General features: G+C 64.8%; 21 protein-coding genes. 8 read left to right on the forward strand and 13 right to left on the reverse strand.

All coding sequences use genetic code 11. From position 1 onward, the window contains the following. Positions 1–49: 49 nt before the first annotated feature. Entirely contained in the window at positions 50–1,720 is a 1,671-nt protein-coding gene (locus C4K27_RS03440; protein ID WP_053259505.1) for a ShlB/FhaC/HecB family hemolysin secretion/activation protein, read from the reverse strand. 198 nt (positions 1,721–1,918) lie between these two features. Then, positions 1,919–3,547: a collagen-like triple helix repeat-containing protein gene (locus tag C4K27_RS03445; protein ID WP_053259506.1), complete on the reverse strand. Its 1,629-nt coding sequence runs from the start codon at positions 3,545–3,547 to the stop codon at positions 1,919–1,921. Positions 3,548–3,922: 375 nt separating this feature from the next. Between C4K27_RS03445 and C4K27_RS03450 the strand changes: the two genes are divergently transcribed. After that, positions 3,923–4,372: a DMT family transporter gene (locus C4K27_RS03450; protein WP_007928728.1), complete on the forward strand. Its 450-nt coding sequence runs from the start codon at positions 3,923–3,925 to the stop codon at positions 4,370–4,372. 7 nt (positions 4,373–4,379) lie between these two features. Here the strand turns inward: C4K27_RS03450 and C4K27_RS03455 are convergent, their stop codons facing one another. Then, positions 4,380–5,234, reverse strand: coding sequence for a MaoC family dehydratase (locus tag C4K27_RS03455; RefSeq protein ID WP_053259507.1), 855 nt, complete (start codon positions 5,232–5,234; stop codon positions 4,380–4,382). A gap of 2 nt (positions 5,235–5,236) precedes the next feature. After that, positions 5,237–6,589: a 3-oxoacyl-ACP reductase gene (locus C4K27_RS03460; protein ID WP_053259508.1), complete on the reverse strand. Its 1,353-nt coding sequence runs from the start codon at positions 6,587–6,589 to the stop codon at positions 5,237–5,239. 174 nt (positions 6,590–6,763) lie between these two features. On the opposite strand from C4K27_RS03460, the gene C4K27_RS03465 reads away from it, so the two are divergent. Both C4K27_RS03465 and C4K27_RS03470 read left to right on the forward strand, forming a co-directional pair. Beyond that, positions 6,764–8,041, forward strand: coding sequence for an acetyl-CoA C-acetyltransferase (locus C4K27_RS03465; protein WP_053259509.1), 1,278 nt, complete (start codon positions 6,764–6,766; stop codon positions 8,039–8,041). A gap of 259 nt (positions 8,042–8,300) precedes the next feature. Continuing rightward, the gene (locus C4K27_RS03470; RefSeq protein ID WP_053259510.1) at positions 8,301–9,197 is read left to right on the forward strand and encodes a PA4780 family RIO1-like protein kinase; all 897 of its coding nucleotides are present in this window, start codon (positions 8,301–8,303) and stop codon (positions 9,195–9,197) included. A gap of 158 nt (positions 9,198–9,355) precedes the next feature. Here C4K27_RS03470 and cueR read toward each other — a convergent pair whose 3' ends face one another. The 3 genes from cueR to C4K27_RS03485 form a co-directional block, all read right to left on the reverse strand. After that, positions 9,356–9,763, reverse strand: coding sequence for a Cu(I)-responsive transcriptional regulator (gene cueR / locus C4K27_RS03475; RefSeq protein WP_053259511.1), 408 nt, complete (start codon positions 9,761–9,763; stop codon positions 9,356–9,358). Next, complete coding sequence (locus C4K27_RS03480) at positions 9,760–12,156, reverse strand: heavy metal translocating P-type ATPase (protein WP_053259512.1); 2,397 nt, start codon at positions 12,154–12,156, stop codon at positions 9,760–9,762. Before C4K27_RS03480 ends, cueR begins: the two co-directional genes overlap by 4 nt. Before the next feature lie 164 nt (positions 12,157–12,320). Then, positions 12,321–12,704 carry a hypothetical protein gene (locus C4K27_RS03485; RefSeq protein WP_007923289.1) on the reverse strand — a complete coding sequence of 128 codons (384 nt, stop codon included), beginning with the start codon at positions 12,702–12,704 and terminating at the stop codon, positions 12,321–12,323. A gap of 148 nt (positions 12,705–12,852) precedes the next feature. On the opposite strand from C4K27_RS03485, the gene C4K27_RS03490 reads away from it, so the two are divergent. Next, on the forward strand, positions 12,853–13,050 hold the full coding sequence (locus C4K27_RS03490) for a heavy-metal-associated domain-containing protein (protein ID WP_007923288.1): 198 nt from the start codon (positions 12,853–12,855) through the stop codon (positions 13,048–13,050). A 107-nt stretch (positions 13,051–13,157) separates the two neighbouring features. Beyond that, positions 13,158–14,354: a multidrug effflux MFS transporter gene (locus tag C4K27_RS03495; RefSeq protein WP_009042015.1), complete on the forward strand. Its 1,197-nt coding sequence runs from the start codon at positions 13,158–13,160 to the stop codon at positions 14,352–14,354. Here the strand turns inward: C4K27_RS03495 and C4K27_RS03500 are convergent, their stop codons facing one another. The 3 genes from C4K27_RS03500 to C4K27_RS03510 form a co-directional block, all read right to left on the reverse strand. Further along, positions 14,355–14,534 (reverse strand): hypothetical protein, encoded by a 180-nt coding sequence (locus tag C4K27_RS03500; RefSeq protein WP_053259513.1) that lies wholly within the window; start codon positions 14,532–14,534, stop codon positions 14,355–14,357. A 145-nt stretch (positions 14,535–14,679) separates the two neighbouring features. Beyond that, positions 14,680–15,693, reverse strand: coding sequence for a zinc-binding alcohol dehydrogenase family protein (locus C4K27_RS03505; protein WP_053259514.1), 1,014 nt, complete (start codon positions 15,691–15,693; stop codon positions 14,680–14,682). Positions 15,694–15,725: 32 nt separating this feature from the next. Next, on the reverse strand, positions 15,726–16,016 hold the full coding sequence (locus C4K27_RS03510) for a putative quinol monooxygenase (RefSeq protein ID WP_053259515.1): 291 nt from the start codon (positions 16,014–16,016) through the stop codon (positions 15,726–15,728). Between the two features lie 134 nt (positions 16,017–16,150). Between C4K27_RS03510 and C4K27_RS03515 the strand changes: the two genes are divergently transcribed. Together C4K27_RS03515 and C4K27_RS03520 are read left to right on the forward strand one after the other, a co-directional pair. Then, entirely contained in the window at positions 16,151–17,080 is a 930-nt protein-coding gene (locus C4K27_RS03515) for a transcription regulator VimR (protein WP_053259539.1), read from the forward strand. A gap of 109 nt (positions 17,081–17,189) precedes the next feature. Continuing rightward, positions 17,190–18,566, forward strand: coding sequence for an MFS transporter (locus C4K27_RS03520; protein WP_053259516.1), 1,377 nt, complete (start codon positions 17,190–17,192; stop codon positions 18,564–18,566). A gap of 328 nt (positions 18,567–18,894) precedes the next feature. Here the strand turns inward: C4K27_RS03520 and C4K27_RS03525 are convergent, their stop codons facing one another. The 3 genes from C4K27_RS03525 to C4K27_RS03535 form a co-directional block, all read right to left on the reverse strand. Continuing rightward, complete coding sequence (locus C4K27_RS03525; RefSeq protein ID WP_053259517.1) at positions 18,895–19,848, reverse strand: adenosine deaminase; 954 nt, start codon at positions 19,846–19,848, stop codon at positions 18,895–18,897. Positions 19,849–20,061: 213 nt separating this feature from the next. After that, positions 20,062–21,027 (reverse strand): 2-oxoglutarate and iron-dependent oxygenase domain-containing protein, encoded by a 966-nt coding sequence (locus tag C4K27_RS03530; protein ID WP_053259518.1) that lies wholly within the window; start codon positions 21,025–21,027, stop codon positions 20,062–20,064. A 150-nt stretch (positions 21,028–21,177) separates the two neighbouring features. Further along, the gene (locus C4K27_RS03535) at positions 21,178–22,260 is read right to left on the reverse strand and encodes a BMP family ABC transporter substrate-binding protein (RefSeq protein WP_053259519.1); all 1,083 of its coding nucleotides are present in this window, start codon (positions 22,258–22,260) and stop codon (positions 21,178–21,180) included. A 350-nt stretch (positions 22,261–22,610) separates the two neighbouring features. On the opposite strand from C4K27_RS03535, the gene C4K27_RS03540 reads away from it, so the two are divergent. Further along, on the forward strand, positions 22,611–23,702 hold the full coding sequence (locus C4K27_RS03540) for a calcium:cation antiporter (protein WP_053259520.1): 1,092 nt from the start codon (positions 22,611–22,613) through the stop codon (positions 23,700–23,702). Positions 23,703–23,747: the final 45 nt, after the last annotated feature.

A 23,747-nucleotide genomic window follows, 5' to 3' on the forward strand; every position in this document is an offset into this window, starting at 1 on the left:
AGACGACCCGCCTTGGAGCAGGTCGTTTTCGTTTGGCTTGAGGGGCTTTTTACAGCTGGTAGCTGAAACTCAGGGTGTAGCGCGGGCGCCGGTTGTGGGTGTCCAGGGCTTCATCGGACATCGGCTTGGCCGCTTCGAGGGAGATGTTGTAGTACTTGGCGTCGCCAAAGCGCAGGCCGACGGCGGCCGATGACAGGTCGTTGCCCTGGACCGGCAGTTCGTTGAACCAGGTCCGCGAGCGATCCAGCACCACGTACGGCTGGAGGATTCGCAGCCAGCGGTCTTCGCGATTGAAGCTGTAGTTCACCTCGTAGGCCGCGCCCCAACCCTTGTCGCCGGACGCCTGGTCGTCGGGGTAGCCTCGGCCGAAGTTCTGCCCGCCGAACACCGCGCGCTCGCTGTCGGGCAGGTTGTCGCGGCTCCAGTACAGGGCCGCCGACAGCACCCCTTGCCAGTTGTCGAAGAACTTGTCGCTCTGCACGCCGGACAGGCGCACGCGGAAGAAGTCCAGGTCGTACAGGTTGTCGTTGGTCTTCGCGCCCAGGGCGTCCAGCCCCTGGTACACCCCTGCACTGAGAATCCTTAGTTGGCGTGCATTGGCCTTGCGCCAGTCACCCTCGAAGGCCAGGGCGCGAATGTCGGTTTTCAGTTCGACGCTCTGCGGATAACCCACCACTTGATAGCGGGTCTTGTCGTTGACCGCATACAGGCGCGAACCCAGGATCAGCAGCTCGTTGGGGGCGGCGATGACCGGGTGGCTCAAGCCTATGGAGTAGCGGTCGTTCTCCCGGTGGGGTTTGAGTTCGAGGCCGTTGTCGAGCCGCACATTGGTCCCCGGGTCGGCGCGGTAGCGCGTGCCGTACAGGCTCAGCTGGGTGCCTTCGTCATTGAGAAACTGGTTGTAGTCCAGGCGGTAGTAGCGCTCGTGATCGTCCCCCGGCGGGAACAGGCCGCTGAGGGTTACCTGCTCGCCCATGGAGGTCTGCGAGTTGCTGCTGACCGCCAGCAGCGCTTGCAGGCCATTGCGGTTGTCGTCGGTGGCGCTGAGGTTGCTGGTGAAGGGTTTGCGGCTGGCCTGGGCAATCAGGTAGGCCGCGCCGTCGGTGGTTCCCGGTGGCGGCACCTGGGCTTGCAGGGTGACCCCGGGAATGCGGCTCATCAGGGTGGTGTAGTGCTCGAAGGTCTTGCGGGTCAGCGGCCGTTCGGCTTTGAGTTTTGCCACCAGTTTGTCGAGGTAGGCCGAGACCGGGCCGATATCGCCCTGCAACTGATAGTCCTTGATGTAGCCCTCCACCAGGACCACGCGCACGGTGCCCTGGTCGAAGCTCTGTTGCGGCAGGAACGCATAGGACAACAGGTAGCCGTCCTGCTGGTAGCGGCGGGTGATTTCCCGGGTGGCTTCGATCAGTTGCCCCAGGGTGCTTGCATGGCCAATCAGCGGCTTGTAGATCTCTGCCAGCTCGCTCAGCGGATAGAGGGTGCCGCCCTCGATCTGCACGGTGCTGACGTTGACTGTGGTGCCCATCATCAGGGGCTGGGCCTGGGGTTCCTTGGGGGGCGCCAGTTTGGGCGCCGGGGTCGTGGGGCGGTAGGCGTCGGCCGGCAGGTTGGGTACCGGCAGGTTGCGGATGGTTTCGTTGCTATTGAGAAAGCTGGGAAGGTTTTCGGCGTGGACGTATGAGCAAAGCGAGACTAACAGCAAGGGAGCCAAAGCGCGCATAGGACACTCCATGGTCAAGTCGCAGCAACGCGAGAGGTACTTCAGTCGGCGGCGCTTGTCAGGGTCTTGGCCTTGATCAAGGACTGCAACCGTCATGCTCCAGGCAAGAAAAAGACGAGAGACTCAATCGAATCCCTCGTCTCCAACCAAGCGTAGGCGCTGTAGGTAGGGCCGTCGAATCGGCCAGGTGCAAAACGCTTATTGGGTGCCGCTCAGGGTTCCGGTCAGCCCGCCGAGCACACCACCGAGGCTGCCCGTAGTGCCGCCAGTGGTGCCACCGTCGACCAGGGTCCCGACCGAGGTGACCGTGGTCCCCAGGGTGTTCACGGTCTGGCCGACGGTGCTCACCACAGGGTTGGGGGCGCTGGCGGTGAGGGTGGTGCCTACCGTGCTGACGGCGCCGCCTACCTGGGTGAGCAGGCCGGCGATGGGGGTGCCGGTGCCGGTCGTGGCGCCCACTTGCTGGGTCAGGCCGGTGACGGTGGTGGTGACCGGGTTCAACGCTGCGCCGACGGTGGCGCCGACACCGGCCAGTGGCGCAGTGGCGCCGACATTGGCCACACCCGTGCCGCCCAGGGCTCCGCCCACCGAGGCTACGACGTTGCCGACCGAGGCTGTGCTTACCCCTGTGGCGCTGACCAGGGTGTTGGTGTTGCCGGCATTCAAGCCGGTACCCAGGTTGACCACCGCACCGCCGACGGTTTCCAGCAGGCCGGTGCCGCCGATGGTTCCCCCGCCGGTGCTCGGGGCGGTCGTCAGGTTGCTGGTATTGCCGATGGTGGTGGCGACATTGTTCAGGGTGCCGCCCATGGTATTGGTCAGCGTGTTGCCACCGCCCGTGGCGGTGACTTTGTCGCCCAGGCCGTCGACGGTCGTTGCCACCTTGTCGATCAGGCCGCCGACCGGAGCGCTCAGGCCCGTGGAACTGACCACCTTGCCGGTCAGGCCTTCTGCCAGGGTGACGACCGGCACCAGCAGGTTGTTGCCCACCTTGTCTGTCACTGTCCCCAGGGGGCCGCTACTGGTCACGGTGGTGAGGGTGTCGCCGAGCATGCTGACCTTGTCGCCGACGCCGTCGAGTACCGGCGCCACCCGGGTGACCACGCCGCCCACCAGGGGAATGCTGCTGGTGCTGGTGGCCAGCTTGCCGCTGATGTCCGAGACGCCATCGCCGACGTCCGACACCACGTTGCCGACTATGGCCGTGGTCTTGCTCAAGGCCTGTGGATCGCTACCCAGTTGGCCGAGGCCATTGGTCAGGCCATCGCCTACGGTGTCGACCACATTGCCGGAAGTGTTCACCGCGCTTTGCAGGACCCCGCCGACTACCGGAAGCGGAGCCAGCGCGCTGCTGAGGGTGCTGACACCGTCGCCGACGCCGCTGATGGTGCTGCCGAGGTCGGACACCAGGGTCGAGGTGACCAACGGGGTAGTGGTGGGGGGTGTCGGGTCGGTCGGATCCGTTGGGTTGGTCGGGTCGGTGCCGCCACCCGTTCCTCCGGTCCCGCCAGTGCCACCCGTCCCTGCAGTGCCGCCGCCGGTTCCACCTGTACCACCCGTACCGCCGCCGATCCCGCCTGTACCATCAGTTCCGCCATCGATTCCGCCGGTCCCGCCTGTGCCCGCGGTGCCGCCACCGGTGCCGCCGGCACCGCCCGAACCATCGCCGGAGCCGCCAGAGCCACTGTCGGTACCTGCCGCGCTGTCGGGCGAGGAGCTGCCGGAACTGCTCTTGTGGCCGCCACCGCCGCTGCTGCAACCGGTCAGGCCGAGGGCCAGGATCAGGGCCAGCGCTGTGCTTGTTTTCAACCAGACTTGAGTTTTCATGAGTGAGATTCCTTGCACCTGTTACAACGTTTTGTTGTCTTCGATAACTCTCCAGTTCTGTTGCTGGAGATGTTTTCGTCCGTAGCCGCTATAAAAGGTCCAAGTACTTTTTTTCACCATTCTCAAGTTGGTATTAACAACTTATATATTGACTGTTTTTGCTCCTGCGGAGGGACTAATACCAAAGGTGTGATAAGCGAATATGTTTTTTAAAAGGTGTTGTTAATCAGTATGTTGTGTTTTTTCAAGTGAGAACTATTAGGGGGCGTCAACGAAAGTTATATATATACAATTAATTGCCTGGCGACCCCGTCACGAATTTGGCGTCAACTTGCCTTATAATCCGCGGCCTGGCTTTTTTTCTGGAGAAACTTTATGCCTGCCCCTGTCTGGTGGCTGCTTTGCCTGCCGGTGATTGCCGGTGCTTTTTTACCCCTGCAAGCGGGAATCAACGGCCAATTGGCCAAGCAGGTTTCCAGCGTGCTGGCGGCGGCGCTGATCTCGTTTTTTGTCGGCACCGTGGCCTTGCTGGTCCTGGCCATGGCCCAGCGCGAAGTGCCCGGCCTGACGGCCTTGAAAAGCCTGACCTGGTGGCACTGGTGCGGCGGTCTGCTGGGAGCATTTTTCATTGCCACCGCGGCCTTCGCCGGGCCACGGATCGGCGCGATGCTATTCATGGCCCTGGTACTCGCCGGGCAGTTGGGCATGGCCCTGGCGCTGGACCATTTCGGCTGGGCGGGGTTTCGCGAGGCGCCCATCAGCCTCGGCAAGATTGCCGGGCTGGTGCTGATCCTGGCGGGCGTGTTCCTGATTCGTCGCGGTTGAGGCGGGCTCAGGCCAGCGGCTGCCAGTGCCCGCTCATATGTTCCAGGTCGCCCGCGCCGGTCAGGCGCAGGTCACCGCTCGAGCCCGCGGCGCTTGCCAGCAGGCACACCTCGCTGGGCAGGCGCACTGGCTTTCGAAAGTCCACGGCAATCTCGATAGGGGCCGCCGGCAAATGCTCGCTCAACGCCGCCAGGGTCCGCGCCTTGTTCCACAGGCCGTGGGCGATGGCCTGGGGGAAACCGAACATTCGGGCGCTGATGGCGCTCAGGTGAATCGGGTTGTAGTCGCCGGACACCCGGGCGTAACGCCGGCCGATGTCGGCGGGGGCTTGCCAGCGCGTCAGCTCGCTGAGACTGGCCTCGGCCGACGGTTCTTCGGCCGATGCTTCGCCCGGCAGTTGCACACCCCGACAGAGCATCCGGCTTTGTGCTTCCCACAGCGGTCCCAGGGCGTCGTCGACGTAGGTCAACAGATCGAAAACCGCGCCTTTGGCATGGGGCTGCACGTTGTCCGCACGCACCCCGATGCTCAAGTTGCCGACCCCACCCATGGGCCGTAGCACGCGAATGCGGTTGGCCAGATGGATCAGCCCCAGCAGCGGAAAGGGGAAGTCCCTGGCGGTCAGTAATTGCATCTGCAGGGCGAACGCCAGCACATGGGGGTAGGTTGGCGGCAGCAGGCCGTTCTCGGTAAAACCGCAGACCTGGCGATAGGCCGCAAGCTTCGCCGGTTGCACGCTCACCTGGCGGCGCAGGCCATATTCAGGCAACTCGGTGCCGGTGATCTTGCGGCGGATCGCGGCCTTCCAGTACAGCTCGGGCAGGTTCGGCGGAGTATCCAGCTCATGCCATTGCAGGCTCATGTTCACGCTCCCAATACGCTTTGCCCACAGACTCGCAGCGCTTGCCCGCTGACCGCGCCACTGCCCGGCTGGGCGAGCCAGGCCACGGCTTCGGCGACGTCCTGCGGCAGGCCGCCTTGCCCCAGCGAACTCATGCGCCGCCCGGCCTCGCGCAGGGCGAACGGAATGTGCGCGGTCATCTGGGTTTCGATAAAGCCCGGGGCCACGGCGTTGATGCTGATGCCGCGCTCTTGCAACAGCGGGGCCCAGGACTGGGCCAGGCCGATCAGCCCGGCCTTGCTCGCCGCATAGTTGGTCTGCCCGCGATTGCCGGCGATACCGCTGATGGACGCCAGCAGGATCAGCCGGCCGTTGTCATGCAGGCAGCCGCTGTCCAGCAGCGCCTTGGTCAGTACCTGCGGCGCGTTGAGGTTGACCGCCAGCACCGCGTCCCAGAATTCCGGGGTCATGTTGGCCAGGGTCTTGTCGCGGGTGATGCCGGCGTTGTGCACCACGATGTCGATGCCGTCCGGCAACTGTTCCACCAGCCGGGTCGCGGCGTCCTCGGCGCAGATATCCAGGGTGATCGCATGGCCGCCCAGGCGCGCGGCCAGGGCTTCGAGGTCGGTCTTGGCGGCGGGCACGTCCAGCAGCACCACCTGGGCACCATCCCGGGCCAGGGTCTCGGCGATCGAGGCGCCGATGCCGCGCGCCGCGCCAGTGACCAGTGCCCGCGCGCCGGCCAGGGGCCGGGTCCAGTCCTGGACCTGGGTCGCGCAGGGGGTCAGGCGGATCGCCTGGCCGGAGATGTAAGCGCTTTTTGGCGAGAGGAAGAAGCGCAGCGCGCCTTCCAGCTGGCTTTCGGCACCCTCGCCGACATAGAGCAATTGCAGGGTGGCACCACCGCGCAGCTCCTTGGCCAGCGAGCGGCTGAAACCCTCCAGGGCACGTTGGGCGCTGGCGGCGAACGGATCGCCGAGGGTTTCGGGGGCGCGGCCGAGAATCACCAGGTGCGCGCTGGGCTCAAGGTTCTTCATCAGCGGCTGGAAAAATTCGCGCAACTGCTTGAGCTGGTCGGTCTGCAGGAGGTCGCTGGCGTCGAACACCACGGCCTTGAGCTTGGGGCCGTGGCCGGGAATCCAGGCGGTGGCGAGGGTCGGATCGGTGCCGTAGCTGTAGATGCTCTCGGTCAGCCGCGGGGCGATGGCGCCGACCTGCTGGGTCAGCGGGCCGCCGCCGATCAGCAGCGCCCCCTCGACCGGACGCATGCGGCCGGCCTGCCAGCGCTCCAGACGTACCGGCGACGGCAGGCCAAGGGCCCCGACCAGGCGGTGGCCGATGGACGAGTTGGCGAAGTCGATGTAACGATCTGACATGGAACACGCTCCAGGAACTGAGGTTCAAAGTGTGGACCACGAGGGGCCTTTGGTCGTTCGGTCCATGAGATACAAGCTGGGTTCTGCATATGAACGGCCTGATCGCCGCTCGGCGACTTTTCTTACAGAACCTACGCTTGTCGGTTGTGCCACTCACAGAATAGGGAGCTTTCCATGACTCAGCTGCGTCGTGTTGCGATTATCGGCGGCAACCGTATCCCCTTTGCCCGTTCCAACGGGCCTTACGCCACCGCGAGCAACCAGGCCATGCTTACCGCGGCCCTGGAAGGCCTGATCGAGCGCTACCGCCTGCACGGCCTGCGCCTGGGCGAAGTGGCCGCTGGCGCGGTGCTCAAGCATTCCCGGGATTTCAACCTGACCCGCGAATGCGTGCTCGGCTCGCGGCTGTCGCCGACCACCCCGGCCTACGATATCCAGCAAGCCTGCGGCACCGGCCTGGAAGCGGCGTTGCTGGTGGCCAACAAGATCGCCCTGGGGCAGATTGAATGCGGCATCGCCGGCGGCGTCGATACCACCTCGGACGCGCCGATCGGGGTCAACGAGGGGCTGCGCAAGATCCTGCTGCAAGCCAACCGCGGCAAGACCCTGGGTGACAAGCTCCTGACCTTCCTGCAACTGCGCCCCCGGCACCTCAAGCCGGAACTGCCGCGCAATGGAGAACCGCGGACCGGCTTGTCCATGGGCCAGCACTGCGAGCGGATGGCGCAAACCTGGAACATTCCCCGCGATGAGCAGGATCAGTTGGCGCTGGAGAGCCATCAGAAAATGGCCGCCGCCTATGCCGAGGGTTGGCACGACGACCTGATGACCCCCTTCCTCGGCCTGACCCGCGACAACAACCTGCGCCCGGACCTGACCCTGGAAAAGCTGGCGTCGTTGAAGCCGGTGTTCGAACGCGGCGACAAAGGCACCCTGACCGCGGGCAACTCCACGCCGCTGACTGATGGCGCGTCCCTGGTGCTGCTGGGCAGTGAGGAGTGGGCGAAGGAACGTGGCTTGCCGATCCTCGCCTATCTGCGCGACGGCGAAGCGGCGGCGGTGGATTTCGTCCACGGCGCGGAAGGGCTGCTGATGGCGCCGGTCTACGCGGTGCCGCGCTTGCTGGCCCGCAATGGCCTGAGGCTGCAGGACTTCGATTACTACGAAATCCATGAGGCCTTCGCCGCGCAGGTGCTGTGCACGCTCAAGGCCTGGGAGGACGCGGACTACTGCAAGACCCGCCTGGGGCTGGACGCGCCCTTGGGTTCCATTGACCGCAGCCGGCTGAATGTCAAAGGCAGCTCGCTGGCCGCCGGGCATCCGTTCGCCGCCACCGGCGGGCGCATTGTCGCCAACCTGGCGAAGCTGCTGGAGGTGGCGGGGCAGGGGCGTGGCCTGATTTCGATCTGCGCCGCCGGAGGCCAGGGCGTGACGGCGATTGTCGAGCGCTGAGGGGCCAGGTGTTTGTAGGAGCGAAGCTTGCTCGCGATCGAGCGCGAAGCGCTCGCCAGCTTCTTGTTTGGCAACGGGCAGCCGCCGAGCACTGGGCTATGATCCTGGTCGGTCGAGCGTGTCGACATGACGGGTTGACCTGGCACATTGAGTGCATCGGCACTGTCGTAGGTCGGTAACCTCTCCCCGTGGTGCGAGGATTGCCGTATAACGAGTGACATTCGCGTGTTTGGTAATAAAGGACCCCTGATAAAAGCTGATGAAGACTCCAAAACGCATTGAACCCCTGATCGAGGACGGTCTGGTCGACGAGGTGCTGCGCCCACTCATGAGTGGTAAAGAAGCAGCTGTTTATGTGGTGCGCTGCGGCAACGAATTACGTTGCGCCAAGGTTTACAAGGAGGCGAACAAACGAAGTTTTCGTCAGGCGGCCGAGTATCAGGAAGGCCGCAAGGTGCGCAACAGCCGTCAGGCTCGCGCGATGGCCAAGGGGTCCAAGTTCGGGCGCAAGGAGACCGAGGACGCCTGGCAGAACGCCGAAGTGGCGGCCCTGTTCCGCCTGGCCAACGCCGGCGTGCGGGTGCCCAAGCCGTTCGACTTCCTCGAAGGCGTGCTGCTGATGGAGCTGGTGGCGGACGAATACGGCGATGCCGCGCCGCGCCTGAATGACGTGGTGCTGGAGCCGGATCAGGCCCGCGAATATCACGCCTTCCTGATTTCCCAGATCGTGCTGATGCTGTGTACCGGCCTGGTGCACGGTGACCTGTCCGAGTTCAACGTGCTGCTGACCCCCGACGGCCCGGTGATCATCGACCTGCCCCAGGCGGTGGATGCGGCGGGTAACAACCACGCCTTCAGCATGCTGGAGCGGGATGTCGGCAACATGGCGTCCTACTTCGGGCGTTTCGCCCCGGAGCTCAAACGCACCCGCTACGCCAAGGAGATGTGGGCCCTGTACGAAGCCGGCACCCTGCACCCGGCCAGCGTCCTGACCGGCGAGTTCGACGATCCGCAAGAACTGGCGGATGTCGGCGGCGTGCTGCGGGAGATCGAGGCGGCGCGCCTGGACGAGGAGCGGCGCCAGGCCATGCGCATGGCCGACGACGCGCCACCGGCCAAGTCCGAGGAACCACCGCCTCCGCCCTGGATGCAGTGATTCCCGAATACAAAAATCCGGCAATAGCCGGATTTTTTGTACCCGTGAATCACGTAGCCGCTGCCGATAGGCTGCGATCGACTGCGAAGCAGGCGCTGCTCTTGAAACCGCCAGAAGGGCCTTCGGCCCTTGTCGCAGCCTGCGGCAGCGGCTACAGGTCATGGGGGCGTGCAGCATCCGCCGGAGGCCAGGTCCTTGAGAATCGGGCAGTCCGGGCGATGGTCGCCGTGGCAGTGCTGCACCAGGTCCTGCAGGGTGTCGCGCAGCCCGGCCAGCTCGGCGATTTTCCGGTTGAGCTCGTCGATGTGCTGGCGGGCCAGGGCTTTGACATCGGCGCTGGCGCGCTGGCGGTCCTGCCACAGGGTCAGCAGCTTGCCCACTTCCTCCAGGGAAAACCCCAGGTCCCGCGAGCGCTTGATAAAGGCCAGGCTGTGCAGGTCGTCGTCACCGTACAGGCGGTAGCCGCTGTCGCTGCGATGGGCCGGCCGGAGCAGGCCGATGGACTCGTAGTAGCGGATCATCTTGGCGCTCAGGCCGCTCTTGCGGGCTGCTTGGCCGATGTTCATCGGGCGTCCTCCTGGTCTTTGGGTTTCCAGGTTTTCAACAGTAGCGCATTGCTCACCACGCTGACGCTGGACAGCGCCATCGCCGCCCCGGCCAATACCGGGTTGAGCAGGCCGAACGCCGCCAGCGGAATGCCGATCAGGTTGTAGACGAAGGCCCAGAACAGGTTCTGGCGGATCTTCGCGTAGGTCTTGCGGCTGATCTCCAGGGCCGCCGGCACCAGGCGCGGGTCGCCGCGCATCAGGGTGATCCCCGCCGCGTGCATCGCCACATCGGTCCCTCCGCCCATGGCGATGCCGATATCGGCGGCGGCCAGGGCCGGGGCGTCGTTGATGCCGTCGCCGACCATCGCCACCACCGCGGTCTTTTTCAGTTCGGCGACTGTGGCGGCCTTGTCGGCGGGCAGCACTTCGGCGTGCACGTCGGCAATGCCCAGGGCCTCGGCGACCACCTTGGCGCTGCCGCGGTTGTCGCCGGTCAGCAGGTGGCTGCCGATATGGCGCGCACTCAGTTGCTGCACCGCTTGCAGGGCGCCTGGCTTGAGGGTGTCGCCAAAGGCGAACAGGCCCAGCACCCGCGATTGCGGCTGTTGTTCGATCAGCCAGGACAGGGTGCGGCCTTCGGTTTCCCAGGCCTGGGCCGAGGCCGCCAGGTCGCCGGCCTGCAGGCCGCTTTCTTCCAGCAGGCGCCGGTTGCCCAGGGCCAGTTGGCGGCCGTCCAGGGTGCCGGCGATGCCGCGGCCGGTCAGGGACTGGCTGGCGCTGACGTCGGCCACCGCCAGCTGGCGTTCGGCGCACAGGTCGAGAACCGCCTTGGCCAGCGGGTGTTCGCTGCCGCGTTGCAGGGCGCCGGCCAGTTGCAGCAGGCGGTCTTCGTCGCCGTCGACCGCATCCAGGTGAGCGATGCGTGGCGTGCCGGAGGTCAGGGTGCCGGTCTTGTCGAAGACCACCGTGCTGACTTCATGGGCACGCTCCAGGGCTTCGGCGTCCTTGATCAGGATTCCGTGGCGGGCGGCGACGCCAGTGCCGGCCATGATCGCGGTTGGCGTGGCCAGCCCCAGCGCGCAGGGACAGGCGATGACCAGCACCGCGACCGCATTGATCAGCGCGGTTTCCAGCGGCGCGCCATACAGCCACCAACCGATCAGCGTCGCCAGGGCCAGCACCAGCACCGCCGGCACGAACACCTGGCTGACCCGGTCCACCAGTTTCTGGATCGGTGCCTTGCCGGCCTGGGCGTCCTCCACCAGGCGGATGATGCGCGCCAGCACGGTTTCCGCGCCGAGGGCCAGGGTCCGCACCAGCAGCCGGCCTTCGCCGTTGATGGCGCCGCCGGTGACCGGGTCGCCGGGTTGTTTCGGCACCGGCAGGCTCTCGCCGCTGATCAGGGCTTCGTCGGCATGGCTCTGGCCTTCGACCACTTCGCCGTCCACCGGGAAGCGCTCGCCGGGCTTGACCAGCACCAGGTCGTTCAGGCGCAGGGCGCTGATCGCCACTTCCTGCTCACGGCCATCGACGACCTGGATCGCCCGTTCCGGGCGCAAGGCTTCGAGGGCGCGGATGGCGCTGGCGGTCTGGCGTTTGGCGCGGCTTTCCAGGTACTTGCCCAGCAGCACCAGGGCGATGACCACGGCCGAGGCCTCGAAGTACAGGTGCGGCATGCCGCCGACGGGGGTGATGGCCCATTGGTAGAGGCTCAAGCCGTAACCGGCGCTGGTGCCCAGGGCCACCAGCAGGTCCATGTTGCCGGCGCCGGCGCGCACGGCTTTCCAGGCGGCGACATAAAAACGCGCACCGAAGATGAATTGCACCGGCGTGGCCAGGACGAACTGCGCCCAGGCCGGGAGCATCCAGTGCAGGCCAAAGGGTTGCACCACCATGGGCAGCACCAGCGGCAGGGCCAGCAGGATCGCCAGCACCAGGGACCAGCGTTCGCGCCGCAGGCGTTGTTCCTGATCGTCGCGCTCGGGATGTTCGGCCTGCCACAGGGTGGCGGAGTAGCCAGCCTTGCTGACGGCGGCGATCAAGTCGGCGCTATCGACCTGGCCCAGCAGATCGATGTGCGCGCGTTCGTTGGCCAGGTTGACGCTGACCCGGGTGACCCCGGCCACCTTGCTCAGTGCGCGTTCCACGCGACCGACGCAGGAGGCGCAGGTCATGCCGCCGATGTTCAGCTCCAGGCTGTGGGCCGGCACGCTGTAGCCGGCATCCTGCACCGCGGCCATCAGCGCCGGCAGGCTGTCGCTGGGCGCCTGGACGCGGGCCTGTTCGGTGGCGAGGTTGACGCTGACGGCCGCGGCGCCCGCGACCTTGCCCAAGGCGCGTTCCACGCGCCCGGCGCAGCTGGCGCAGGTCATGCCGGCAATCGGCAGGTCAAAAGTGGTTGATTCGGACATCACTGACACTCCCTGTAAACGGTGGTCTACAGGATCAACCTTGCCATGCTGGCAAGGTCAAGCGCCATGGTGCGGGGTGCTTCAATCTGTCTCGGGGGTAGCGCCCGGATCGTCGCCCGTGCCGGTTCCGGGGAGGGACAGGGCGCAGGCGACGACCCGCGGCCTCAGTATCCCAGGCCGGTGCGCTGGAGGAGCAGGCCCGACGGGCTCATGGCGATGCGGAACTTCAGTACGTCGCCGGCCTTGAGGCTGATGTCCTGGGAGCCTGGCGCGAGCATGCCCGGGTTGCAGCCCGGCATCTGCCCCGGCAGCAGTTTCAGGCGCAGCGAGACTTTGCCCGGCGGCAGGTTGAAGGACGTGGCTTGTTCCTGGAACAGCCGGCCCGCCAACTGGTCCTCGATGTACAGGCCGATTTCGCAGGACGTGGCGACTTCCAGGCGTTCCCGGGAAATGATCAGGACGCCGTAGTCCTCGCCGGCGGCGTTGACTGAAGGGGATGCCGCGATCAGGCCGAGGAGGCTGAACAGGCTGATAACCGACCAGCGCATGGCTGAATCTCCTAGTGTCGTGTCGTTGAGGGGTGAAGCTTGGCCGAGCGCGTCGCCGATTGCCAGCCCGGCAGATGCATCCGGAACTTGACCTTGCCATGATGGCAAGGTCGAGACTGGCGACAACCCTCACTACAGGAGAAGCGTCATGCAAGTGTTCAATGTCGAAGGGATGTCCTGCGGTCACTGCGTCCGGGCCATCACCCAGGCGGTGCAGAGCAAGGATCCGGCAGCCAGCGTCAAGGTCGATCTCGGGGCCAGGGAAGTGGGTGTGGAAAGCCGCTTGTCCGCCGACGAGGTGATCAGCCTGATCAGCGAAGAAGGCTATGCGGTCAAGCTGGCCTGAGCGGATTTAGCCGGTCTTTTTAATAGTTAGCGACCTATCGGAATGTTCAAGGCCTCCAAGCGCGGATAAACTGTCGGGCTGCCGACCGACCCGCACCTGGATGCCTGATGAACCTTCGCACAATCTTGATCCTCGGCGCCCTGAGCGCCTTCGGTCCTCTGGCCATCGACTTCTATCTGCCGGCGTTCCCGGCGATGGCGCTGGCCTTTGGCACCGATGAAAAACACGTTCAGCTGACCCTGGCGGCCTACTTCCTTGGTCTGTCCATCGGCCAGCTGGCCTACGGCCCGGTGGCCGACCGCTTTGGACGGCGCATCCCGTTGCTGGCCGGGGTGGGGTTGTTCACCCTGGCGTCCCTGGCCTGTGCCTACGCACCGAACCTGGAATGGCTGATCGGCGCGCGGTTCGTCCAGGCCCTGGGCGGCTGCGCGGGCATGGTGATTTCCCGGGCGGTGGTCAGCGACAAGTGCGATGCGGTGGGTTCGGCCAAGGTGTTTTCCCAGCTGATGCTGGTCATGGGCCTGGCGCCGATCCTGGCGCCGATGCTCGGCGGCCTGCTGGTGAATCTCTACGGCTGGCAGTCGATCTTCATCATGCTGACCCTGTTCAGCGCCCTGGCCGGCCTGGCGGTAGCCCTGGGCTTGCCGGAAAGCCTGCCGGCCCATGTGCCGCGCCAGCCGTTGTCCGGGGCCTTGCGCCAGTACGGTCGGTTGCTGGCTGACCGGGTGTTCCTCGGCCATGCCTTGACCGGGGGCATCGCCATCGCCGGGATGTTCGCCTACATCGCCGGTTCGCCTTTTGTCTTCATCAAGCTCTATGGTGTGCCGGCCGAGCATTTCGGCTGGTTCTTCGGGATCAACGCCGGCGGCTTCATCCTGGTGGCGCAGATCAATGCGCGGTTGCTGGCCAAGCGTGGCCCGGCGTTCCTGCTGGCACGCACAGTGTGGATCTACCTGCTGGGTGGCCTGGCCTTGCTCGCCGTCAGTTCGCTGCACCCGGCACAACTCTGGCCACTGCTGGCGCCGCTGTTCATTTGTATCGCCAGCCTGGGCTGCATCCTTCCCAATGCCTCGGCCTGCGCCATGAACGGTCAGGGTGCGCGGGCCGGCAGTGCCTCGGCGATGCTCGGCTGCCTGCAGTTCAGCGTGGCGGCCGGCGCCGCGGCGTTGGTGGGCGTGCTGCACGATGGCAGCGCCGTGCCGATGGCAACGGTCATCAGCCTGTGTGGGATTCTGGTGGTGACGCTGGCGATGGTCACCCGCAAATTGCAGAACGCCAGGGCGCTGCAAGCCGCCCAGCTGTAATCAGCCGGCGGCGCGTTGTTGGCTTTCGGGGAATCGGTGGGGGGCTTGCAGACGCGTTTCCAGCGTATTGGCGAAGGCTCGGGCTTCGGCCTCGCTGCGGAAAGTCACCACATGCTGGTCGAGTTGAACCTGCCATTGGGCGCCTTTGGATTTTGCCAATTCTTTTATCAGGATCTTCATTGCTGACCTCCTAGCGTAAAAGACTGCATTGCAAAGGCCCCCAGTGTAGACCCGGATACGGTCACAAGTATGACAAGGATCAACTCTCGGACTGACGGCATCCTGCCCCTTTTTAGCGCAGGCAGGATGCCGTCCGCTCCCCGCTTCAGAAGCCTTCCAGCACGATCTTGCCCTTGGCTTTGCCGCTTTCCAGCAACGCGTGAGCGCGCCGCAGGTTGGCCGCGTTGATCGTGCCGAAGTGCTCGCCCAGGGTGGTCTTCAAGGTGCCGGCGTCGATCAGCTCGGCGACGCGATTGAGCAGCTTGTGCTGCTCCTGCATGTCCGCGGTTTCGAACAGCGAGCGGGTGTACATGAACTCCCAGTGCAGCGACAGGCTCTTGCGCTTGAGCTTGGTCACGTCAAGGGTTTTCGGATCGTCGATCAGCGCCAGCCGGCCCTGGGGCGCGAGGGCCTCGACCAACTCGTCCAGGTGCGTATCGGTCTGGGTCAGGCTGGCGACATGGGTGACGCTGGCCTGGCCGGCTTTTTTCAGTTCCTGGCTCAACGGCTGGCTATGGTCGATCACCAGGTCGGCGCCCAGCTCGCGTACCCAACCCTGGGTTTCGGCGCGCGAGGCGCTGCCGATGACCTTGAGCCCGGTGAGCTGGCTGGCCAGTTGGGTGAGGATCGAACCGACGCCGCCGGCCGCGCCGACGATCAACAGGCTCTGCTGCCGATCGGCCTGGCCTTCGGCGATCTGCAGGCGTTCGAACAATAGTTCCCAGGCGGTGATCGCGGTCAGCGGCAGGGCGGCGGCTTCGGCGAAGCCCAGGCTCTTGGGCATATGGCCGACGATGCGTTCGTCGACCACGTGCAATTCGCTGTTGCCACCGGCGCGGGCGATCGAGCCGGCGTAGAACACCTTGTCGCCGGCCTTGAACAGGCTGACGTCGCTGCCCACCGCCTTGACCACCCCGGCCACGTCCCAGCCCAGCACCTTGGCGGCGCCACCTTCAGGCTGGACGTTCTGGCGGACCTTGGTGTCCACCGGGTTGACCGAGATGGCTTTGACTTCCACCAGCAGGTCCCGGGGGCCGGCGAGCGGTTCCGGCAGTTCGATGTCTTGCAGGGACAGCGGATCGTCGATCGGCAGGGAGGTGTAGTAGGCGATGGCTTTCATGGTGGGTTTTCCTGATGAAGATGAAGGTTGGGTCAGAGGAGCAACAGGCGCTTGAGCTCGAAGTGCTCGATCGCCTCGCGGGTCTGGCTGAGAAAATGCTGGAAGTGCGGCGTGGCGTTGTGAAATTCCAGGGCCGCCTCGTCGTCCCAGCGCTCCAGTACATAAAAGGTGCCTGGGGCCTCGGCGTCCTGATGCAGGTTGTAAAACTGGCAGCCGGCTTCTTCACGGCTCGGTTGCACCAGGGCGCTGAGTTCGCGCTTGAGCACGGCCTGCTGGCCGCTCTTGGCGACCAGGGTGGCAATGGCGGTAAAAGCTTGCGACATAGGGAGTTCCTTCAAAGGCTGGCGTGACGAGCTGATATGACGGTAGGCCGATCATTGGCCATTTCCCCGGAAGATAAAACCGGCTAAAACAGCAGTCTCTTTCAATATTTTTTTGATAATGCCCGGTGAGCCAGATGCTGCGTTTCGATGACCTGCAATTGTTCGTGCGCGCCGCCGACCTCGGCAGCCTGTCCGCCGCGGCGCGGGTCATGGACCTGTCGGCGGCGGTGGCCAGCGCTGGGCTCAAGCGTATCGAGCAGCAGCTCGGCGCCCGGCTGCTGGCGCGTTCGACCCGCAGCCTGCGCCTGACCGCCGAGGGCGAAGGGTTTCTCGAATACGCCCGCGCGGCCCTGAGCAACCTGGAGGAGGGGCGGCGCCTGCTGGCCAGCGGGCAGGATCAGGTCAGCGGCGTTCTCCAGCTGTCCGCGCCCTCGGATTTCGGCCGCAATCTGTTGCTGCCCTGGCTCGACCAGTTCCAGCTGGAGCACCCCAAGCTCACGCTGCGCCTGCTGCTGGGCGACCGTATCGCCGACCTGTTTCGCCAGCCGGTGGACATCGCCCTGCGTTACGGCGAACCGGAAGATTCCAGCCTGGTGGCCTTGCCTGTCGCGCCGCAGAACCGCCGCGTACTGGTGGCCGCCCCCGAGTACCTGGCCCGCCACGGCGAGCCGCGTCAGCTGGAGCAATTGGCCCAGCACAATTGCCTGCTCTACATGCTTGGCAGCCGGGTGCATGACCATTGGAGTTTCCATGACGGCAAGCGCGAGGTCGGCCTGACGGTCAGCGGCGATCGCTTCAGCGACGACGCCGATGTGGTGCGCCTGTGGGCGGTGGCGGGGCGGGGCATCGCCTACAAGTCCTGGCTCGACGTGGCGGCCGATGTGCTGGCCGGGCGGCTCAAGGTGCTGCTGCCGGAGCTGCGCTGCGAACTGGCACCGCTGAACCTGTTGTGCGCGCATCGGGCGCAACTGAGCAAACCGGTGAAGCTGCTGCGGGACATGTTGCAGGTGCGCTGCGCTGAAGTTTCCGCGCATTACCCCAAGCCAACCCATGCCGATCACTGACCCAGGCCGGCGGCGTCGTTGCCGGGTGCGGGCAGGTCGCATCCAGCACTGAGCGGCGGCGTCGATCTTGCACACTCGATTGCAGACCATTCAATCGGGGGGACGGGGCATGGCAAGTCAGGGATACAGTGCGGCAGAGCGTCTGGAACGCTTGCCCATCAGCGGTTATCACCGGGTCATTTTCATCATCATCGCCCTGGCGTTTTTCTTCGACTCCATGGACCTGGCGATGATGACGTTCCTGCTCGGCTCGATCAAAGCCGAGTTCGGCCTGAGCACCGCCCAGGCCGGCCTGCTGGCCAGTTCGAGTTTCTTCGGCATGGTGGTCGGCGCGTCGCTGTCGGGCATGCTCGCCGACCGCTTCGGGCGCAAGCCGGTGTTCCAGTGGAGCATCGTGCTCTGGGGCATCGCCAGTTACCTGTGCTCCACGGCGCAGACGGTGGACAGCCTGACCCTGTTCCGGGTGCTGCTGGGGATCGGCATGGGCATGGAGTTTCCCATCGCCCAGTCGATGCTCTCGGAGATGATCCCGGCCAAGCGGCGCGGGCGCTATATCGCCTTGATGGACGGCTTCTGGCCGCTGGGTTTCGTCGCGGCGGGCGTGCTCTCGTACTTCCTGCTGCCGCTGATTGGCTGGCGCGACATCTTCCTGGTCCTGGCGATCCCGGCGGTGTTCGTGCTGGCGATCCGTTTCTTCATCCCCGAGTCGCCGCGTTGGCTGGAGCAGGCCGGGCGGCACGCCGATGCCGACCAGGTGCTGCGGCGGATCGAGGATAAGGTCCGCGCCTCGCTGCAGCGCGCGGACCTGCCCGAGCCGGTGCGCCTGCCGCGGGTGGAGAGCGTGCCGGGGCACTTCTTTTCGGCCTTGCGCGAGATCTGGTCGCCGCTCTATCGCCAGCGCACGATGATGATCTGGAGTGTGTGGTTCTTTGCCCTGCTGGGTTTTTATGGCCTGACCTCGTGGCTCAGTGCCTTGTTGCAGCAATCGGGTTTCGCCGTGACTCAGTCGGTGTATTACACGGTGCTGATTTCCCTCGGCGGGATTCCCGGCTTCCTCATGGCCGCCTGGCTGGTGGAACGCTGGGGGCGCAAGCCGGTGTGCGTGATCACCTTGCTGGGCGGTGGGGTCATGGCGTTCTTCTACGGGCAGAGCGCGGTGTTCGGCGGCAACGTGGCGCTGCTGATCAGCTCCGGCCTGTTGATGCAGTTCTTCCTGTTCGGCATGTGGGCGGTGCTCTACACCTACACGCCCGAGTTGTATCCCACCTCGGCGCGGGCTACCGGCTCCGGGTTCGCCTCGGCGGTGGGGCGCATCGGGTCGCTGCTCGGGCCGTTGGTGACCGGCGTGGTATTCCCGATGACCGGGCAGGGTGGGGTGTTCGCCCTGGGCGCGCTGTGTTTCGCGGTCGCCGCGGCGGTGGTCTGGCTGTTCGGGATGGAGACCCGGGGCAAGACGCTGGAAGAGTTGAGCGAAGTCAGCGCCTGACTCATAGCCGCTGCCGCAGGCTGCGATAAGGTTCGAAGAACCTTTCGAAACCCTCAAGAGCGGCGCCCGCTTCGCGGTCGAGCGCAGCCTTCGGCAGCGGCTACATAGTGCGGTCGCGGCATGGTCTGGCTGTTCGGGATGGAGACCCGGGGCAAGACGCTGGAAGAGTTGAGCGAAGTCGGCGCCTGACCTGTAGCCGCTGCCGCAGGCTGCGATAAGGTTCGAAGAACCTTTCGAGGCCCTCAAGAGCGGCGCCCGCTTCGCGGTCGAGCGCAGCCTGCGGCAGCGGCTACAGGGTTATCGCGGGCAGGTTACCCGCGATGGTGGTTTACGGCTTGACCAGCCGCGCATCCAGGCTGTTCTGCGCCAGGCGTTTGGCCTGGTCCTGGGTCATGCCCAGGTGGGTGTACAGGGCGTGGAAGTTCTCGGTGACGTAGCCGCCGAAGTAGGCCGGGTCATCGGAGTTCACCGTGACCTTCACCCCACGCTCGAGCATCTCGAGGATGTTGTGCTGCGACATGTGATCGAACACGCAGAGCTTGGTGTTCGACAGCGGGCAGACGGTCAGCGGGATCTGCTCGTCGATGATGCGCTGCATCAGTCGCTCGTCCTCGAAGGCGCGCACGCCGTGGTCGATGCGCTGGATCTTCAGCAGGTCGAGGGCTTCCCAGATGTACTCGGGCGGGCCTTCTTCACCGGCGTGGGCGACAGTGAGGAAACCTTCGTTGCGGGCCCGGTCGAACACCCGCTGGAACTTGCTCGGCGGGTGACCCATTTCCGAACTGTCCAGGCCGACCGCGACAAAGGCTTCGCGGAACGGCAGCGCCTGGTCGAGGGTTTTCTGCGCTTCGTCTTCGCTCAGATGCCGCAGGAAGCTCAGGATCAGGCCGCTGGTGATGCCCAGTTGCTGCTCGCCATCCTTGAGCGCGCTGGCGATGCCGTTGAGCACCACTTCGAAAGGAATGCCGCGATCGGTGTGGGTCTGCGGATCGAAGAAGGGTTCGGTGTGGATGACGTTCTGCTCTTTGCAGCGCAGCAGGTAGGCCCAGGTCAGGTCATAGAAATCCTGGGAGGTGCGCAGTACGTCCGCGCCCTGGTAGTACAGGTCGAGGAACTCTTGCAGGTTGTTGAAGGCATAAGCCTTGCGCAGGGTTTCCACATCGCTCCAGGGCAGGGCGATCTTGTTGCGTTCGGCCAGGGCGAACAGCAGCTCGGGCTCCAGGGATCCTTCGAGGTGCAGGTGCAGTTCGGCCTTGGGCAAGGCGTTCAGCCAGTCGTACATGGGTGTGATCTCATCAGGTGCAGTCGAGCGCTGCGTGAACGTATTGCGCTCCATCATCCTGCGGCGAAAAGCCCACCGCAAGGTTCGATGACAGGCGCCGGCCCCGGGTTTCCCCAGGGCTGCGCGGGCGCGTCAGGTTCCAATCGCGCCCATAAGGGCAGGCATTCTACAGGCGCACGCGGACTATTCGGTAAAACCTGACCCGCCGGGCGATCAGGACGCTTGCGGTTCCCGGCGATAGGCATAGGTATCGGCGAACCGCGACAAGAGGAATTCGGCGCAGGTGGTGACCGGGTACTTCGGCGGACGCCCGGCATCCTGGCAGCCGGGCAGGCATTCGATGCGGGTATCCGGATGGGGTTCGGCGAAGAACGGCATCGAGTAGCGGTCCACCCCCAGCGGGCTGATCACCCGGTGCGGCGTCGACCGGTAACGGTCGTTGCTCCAGCGCGCCATCATGTCGCCGAGGTTGACCACGAAGGTGCCCTCGATGGGCGGGGCGTCGATCCACTGGCCCTGGACATTGCGCACCTGCAGGCCGCCGGCGCTGTCCTGGTAGAGCAGGGTGATGCAGCCGTAGTCGGTGTGGGCGCCGGCGCCTTGCTGTTCGTCGCTGCTGGCAGTGTGCCGCGGCGGGTAATGGATCAGGCGCAAGACGCTGACCGGCTCCTTGAAGCGGCGGTCGAAAAAATCGCGCTCGATGCCCAGGGCCAGGGTCATGGCCCGCAGCAGGGTCTGGGCCAGGGCCTGCATGTCCAGGTAATGCTGCTCCATCAGGGTTTCCCAGCCGGCGATATCCGGGTGCCGATTGCTGCCGCGCAACGGTTTTTCCGCGAGCACCTCGGGATGGTCGGCCGGCAGGTGCAGGCCCATGTCGAAGGTTTCCTTGAGGTCGCTGGGTTTGTCCGGGTCCAGTTGCTCGGTGGCGATCGCGCCATAGCCGCGATGGTGGCGGGTCTGGGTGATATCGATCTTGAGTTTCTCGGCGGCCGGCAGGGCGAAGAAATACCGGGCGGCGTCGAGCAACTGGTCGATGCGCCCGGAGGTGATCGGGTGGCCCTTGATATAGAAGAACCCCCACTCGCGGCAGGCACGGTCGATCTGCTGGGCGACGCTGTTCCAGCCTTGGGCGTCGTCGCCGTAGAGCGGGCTGATGTCGATGATTGGCAGCTGGTTCATATAAATGCTCTCAAGGTACTCACTGCCCTGTAGCCGCTGCCGCAGGCTGCGTTCGATCTGGGCGGCACTCCGACGAAGGGGGCGTGCTCTGGATATCGAGCAAAGGACCTTCGGGACTTGGTGCAACCCGCGGCAGCGGCTACAGGCGAGTCATTTCGGAATGTCGGCCTTCATGCCTTCCACGTAATAGTTCATCGACGCCAGTTCCGCGTTGCTGGCGCTGACCCCGGCGGCGAGTTTTTCCACGCCGGCCTGGTCCTTGATCGGCCCGGTGAATGGGTGGAAGGCGCCGCTCTTGATGTCGGCGATGATCTGCTCGGCTTCGCTTTTGACATTGGCCGGCACCAGATCGCTGATCGGCAGTTCGACCGTGCCTTCCTTCAAGCCACCCCAGTAGTCCTGGGATTTCCAGCTGTGGTCGAGCACGCCCTGGGTGGCCTGGATGTAGTGCGGGCCCCAGTTGTTGACGATGGAGGTCAGCACCGCTTTCGGGCCGAAGTGGGCCATGTCCGAGGCGTAGCCCACGGCGTACACGCCACGGCGCTCGGCGGCCTGGATCGGCGCCGGGCTGTCGGTGTGCTGGAAGATCACGTCGGCGCCCTGGTCGATCAGGGCATTGGCGGCGTCGGCTTCCTTGCCCGGGTCGAACCAGGAGTTGACCCACACCACCTTGATCTCGGTGCCCGGGTTGTATTTGTTCAGGGCCAGCTGGATGGCGTTGATGTCGCGGATCACTTCCGGGATCGGGAAGGAGGCGATGTAGCCGACCTTCTTGCTCTTGGTCATCTTCGCCGCGAGGAAACCGCCGACGTAGCGACCTTCATAGGTGCGGGCCAGGTAGGTGCCGAGGTTCTTGTCCTGCTTGTAGCCGGTGGCGTGTTCGAAGGTGGTCTTGGGAAACTGCCTGGCGACTTTCAGGGTCGGGTTCATGTAGCCGAAGGAGGTGGTGAAAATCAGGTCGTACTTATCCTTGGCCATGTTGCGGATCACCCGCTCGGCGTCGGCGCCTTCGGCAACGTTCTCCACATAGTTGGTCTTGATCTGCTCGCCGAACTTCTCCACCAGCACCAGGCGCCCCTGTTCATGCTGATAGGTCCAGCCGTGGTCGCCGATCGGGCCGATATAGACGAAGCCGACCTTCAACGGATCGGCGGCGCTGGCGCCCAGCGAGACGCTCAGGCCGATGGCCGCGGTGAGGGCGCACAGCAGTTTTTGCAACGGACGTTTATGCATGAATCCGGACTCCATTTTGTTGTGGGGCGTGGCTGGGCTCTAAGGCTTGAATGGCTCAATGCAAATAGCTGACCAACAGGACAACAAAATCTTCGAGGACCAGGGTGAAGCCTTCGCGGGCAAGCCTCGCGCCTACAGAGTCGCGGCGATCCTGGGATCCGGCATGGCGTAAAACCTGTAGGAGCGAGGCTTGCCCGCGATCAATCTCAAGGCCGCCCAAGAGCTAACCCGGTGCGCTACGCCCACTCCATGCCAACCCCTGGTGCACTAAGGTGTAACGAAACGTTAGTGACTCCATGCAGTCTTTAGCTCATCTCTTTCTGCTCGATTTATCCGGTCAAAGGACTGCAATGTTCACTTCACTCAAGCAAGAAAGTTTTCTGTTGCTGGCGCTGCTCGCGGCGCTGGTTGCCTATCCGTTGGAGCATGCGCTGCTCAACAGCGGCCAGGGCGTGGCGCTGATCTCGGGGTTGGTGCTGATCGGTTTTATCGTCGCGGCCTCGATGCGCGTCGCCCATCATGCCGAGCTGCTGGCGGAGAAGGTCGGCGACCCCTACGGCACCATGATCCTGAGCCTCGCCGCGGTCCTGGTGGAGGTGGTGATCCTGGCGATCATGATGAGCAACGAGGCCTCGCCGACCCTGGTGCGCGACACCATCTATTCGGCGGTGATGCTCGACATCAACGGCATCCTCGGCCTGGCCGCGCTGATGGGCGGGATCAAGCATGGCGAGCAGGCCTACAACGACGACTCGGCCCGCTCCTACAGTGTGATGATCCTCACCGCCATGGGCGTGTCGATGGTGGTGCCGGAGTTCATTCCCGAGTCGAAGTGGAAGCTCTACTCGGCCTTCACCATTGGCGCCATGGTGCTGTTGTACACCCTGTTCCTGCGCATGCAGGTCGGCGCCCACAGCTACTTCTTCAGCTACAGCTACCCGGAAAAACGCCGCAAGAAAGAACCGACGGAAGATCAGTCGGCGCCTGTCAGCCTGGCGTTTTCCATCGCCACCCTGGTGTTTGGCGTGGTACTGATCGGCGCCTTGGCGGAGGTGATGTCCAAGACCCTCGACCTGGGGCTGGAAGGCACGGGCGCGCCGCCGGTGATCACGGCGATCCTGGTGGCGGCGATTTCCGCGGCGCCGGAAATCCTCACGGCCCTGCGCGCGGCGTTAGCCAATCGCATGCAGTCGGTGGTCAACATTGCGTTGGGCGCGTCGTTGTCGACGGTGATCCTGACGGTGCCGGTGATGGAGGCGATGGCGCTCTACACCGGCCAGCCGTTCCAGATGGCGATGACCCCGGTGCAGACGGTGATGATCTTCATCACCTTGATCGTCAGCGCGATCAACCTCAATGACGGTGAGACCAATGCCATCGAAGGCATGACTCACTTCGTGCTGTTCGCGACCTTCATCATGTTGTCGCTGTTGGGGCTGTAAAAGCTTCGCGGGCAAGCCTCGCTCCTACATCCGGCGTGATTCATT

Source organism: Pseudomonas chlororaphis subsp. chlororaphis, assembly GCF_003945765.1.
GTDB lineage: Bacteria > Pseudomonadota > Gammaproteobacteria > Pseudomonadales > Pseudomonadaceae > Aquipseudomonas > Aquipseudomonas chlororaphis.

Excerpts from the sequence above, each read along its gene's own strand:
- C4K27_RS03440 (WP_053259505.1), bottom strand. The coding sequence starts at position 1,720 with ATGCGCGCTTTGGCTCCCTTGCTGTTAGTCTCGCTTTGCTCATACGTC.
- C4K27_RS03445 (WP_053259506.1), bottom strand. The coding sequence starts at position 3,547 with ATGAAAACTCAAGTCTGGTTGAAAACAAGCACAGCGCTGGCCCTGATC.
- C4K27_RS03450 (WP_007928728.1), top strand. The coding sequence starts at position 3,923 with ATGCCTGCCCCTGTCTGGTGGCTGCTTTGCCTGCCGGTGATTGCCGGT.
- C4K27_RS03455 (WP_053259507.1), bottom strand. The coding sequence starts at position 5,234 with ATGAGCCTGCAATGGCATGAGCTGGATACTCCGCCGAACCTGCCCGAG.
- C4K27_RS03460 (WP_053259508.1), bottom strand. The coding sequence starts at position 6,589 with ATGTCAGATCGTTACATCGACTTCGCCAACTCGTCCATCGGCCACCGC.
- C4K27_RS03465 (WP_053259509.1), top strand. The coding sequence starts at position 6,764 with ATGACTCAGCTGCGTCGTGTTGCGATTATCGGCGGCAACCGTATCCCC.
- C4K27_RS03470 (WP_053259510.1), top strand. The coding sequence starts at position 8,301 with ATGAAGACTCCAAAACGCATTGAACCCCTGATCGAGGACGGTCTGGTC.
- cueR (WP_053259511.1), bottom strand. The coding sequence starts at position 9,763 with ATGAACATCGGCCAAGCAGCCCGCAAGAGCGGCCTGAGCGCCAAGATG.
- C4K27_RS03480 (WP_053259512.1), bottom strand. The coding sequence starts at position 12,156 with ATGTCCGAATCAACCACTTTTGACCTGCCGATTGCCGGCATGACCTGC.
- C4K27_RS03485 (WP_007923289.1), bottom strand. The coding sequence starts at position 12,704 with ATGCGCTGGTCGGTTATCAGCCTGTTCAGCCTCCTCGGCCTGATCGCG.
- C4K27_RS03490 (WP_007923288.1), top strand. The coding sequence starts at position 12,853 with ATGCAAGTGTTCAATGTCGAAGGGATGTCCTGCGGTCACTGCGTCCGG.
- C4K27_RS03495 (WP_009042015.1), top strand. The coding sequence starts at position 13,158 with ATGAACCTTCGCACAATCTTGATCCTCGGCGCCCTGAGCGCCTTCGGT.
- C4K27_RS03500 (WP_053259513.1), bottom strand. The coding sequence starts at position 14,534 with ATGAAGATCCTGATAAAAGAATTGGCAAAATCCAAAGGCGCCCAATGG.
- C4K27_RS03505 (WP_053259514.1), bottom strand. The coding sequence starts at position 15,693 with ATGAAAGCCATCGCCTACTACACCTCCCTGCCGATCGACGATCCGCTG.
- C4K27_RS03510 (WP_053259515.1), bottom strand. The coding sequence starts at position 16,016 with ATGTCGCAAGCTTTTACCGCCATTGCCACCCTGGTCGCCAAGAGCGGC.
- C4K27_RS03515 (WP_053259539.1), top strand. The coding sequence starts at position 16,151 with ATGCTGCGTTTCGATGACCTGCAATTGTTCGTGCGCGCCGCCGACCTC.
- C4K27_RS03520 (WP_053259516.1), top strand. The coding sequence starts at position 17,190 with ATGGCAAGTCAGGGATACAGTGCGGCAGAGCGTCTGGAACGCTTGCCC.
- C4K27_RS03525 (WP_053259517.1), bottom strand. The coding sequence starts at position 19,848 with ATGTACGACTGGCTGAACGCCTTGCCCAAGGCCGAACTGCACCTGCAC.
- C4K27_RS03530 (WP_053259518.1), bottom strand. The coding sequence starts at position 21,027 with ATGAACCAGCTGCCAATCATCGACATCAGCCCGCTCTACGGCGACGAC.
- C4K27_RS03535 (WP_053259519.1), bottom strand. The coding sequence starts at position 22,260 with ATGCATAAACGTCCGTTGCAAAAACTGCTGTGCGCCCTCACCGCGGCC.
- C4K27_RS03540 (WP_053259520.1), top strand. The coding sequence starts at position 22,611 with ATGTTCACTTCACTCAAGCAAGAAAGTTTTCTGTTGCTGGCGCTGCTC.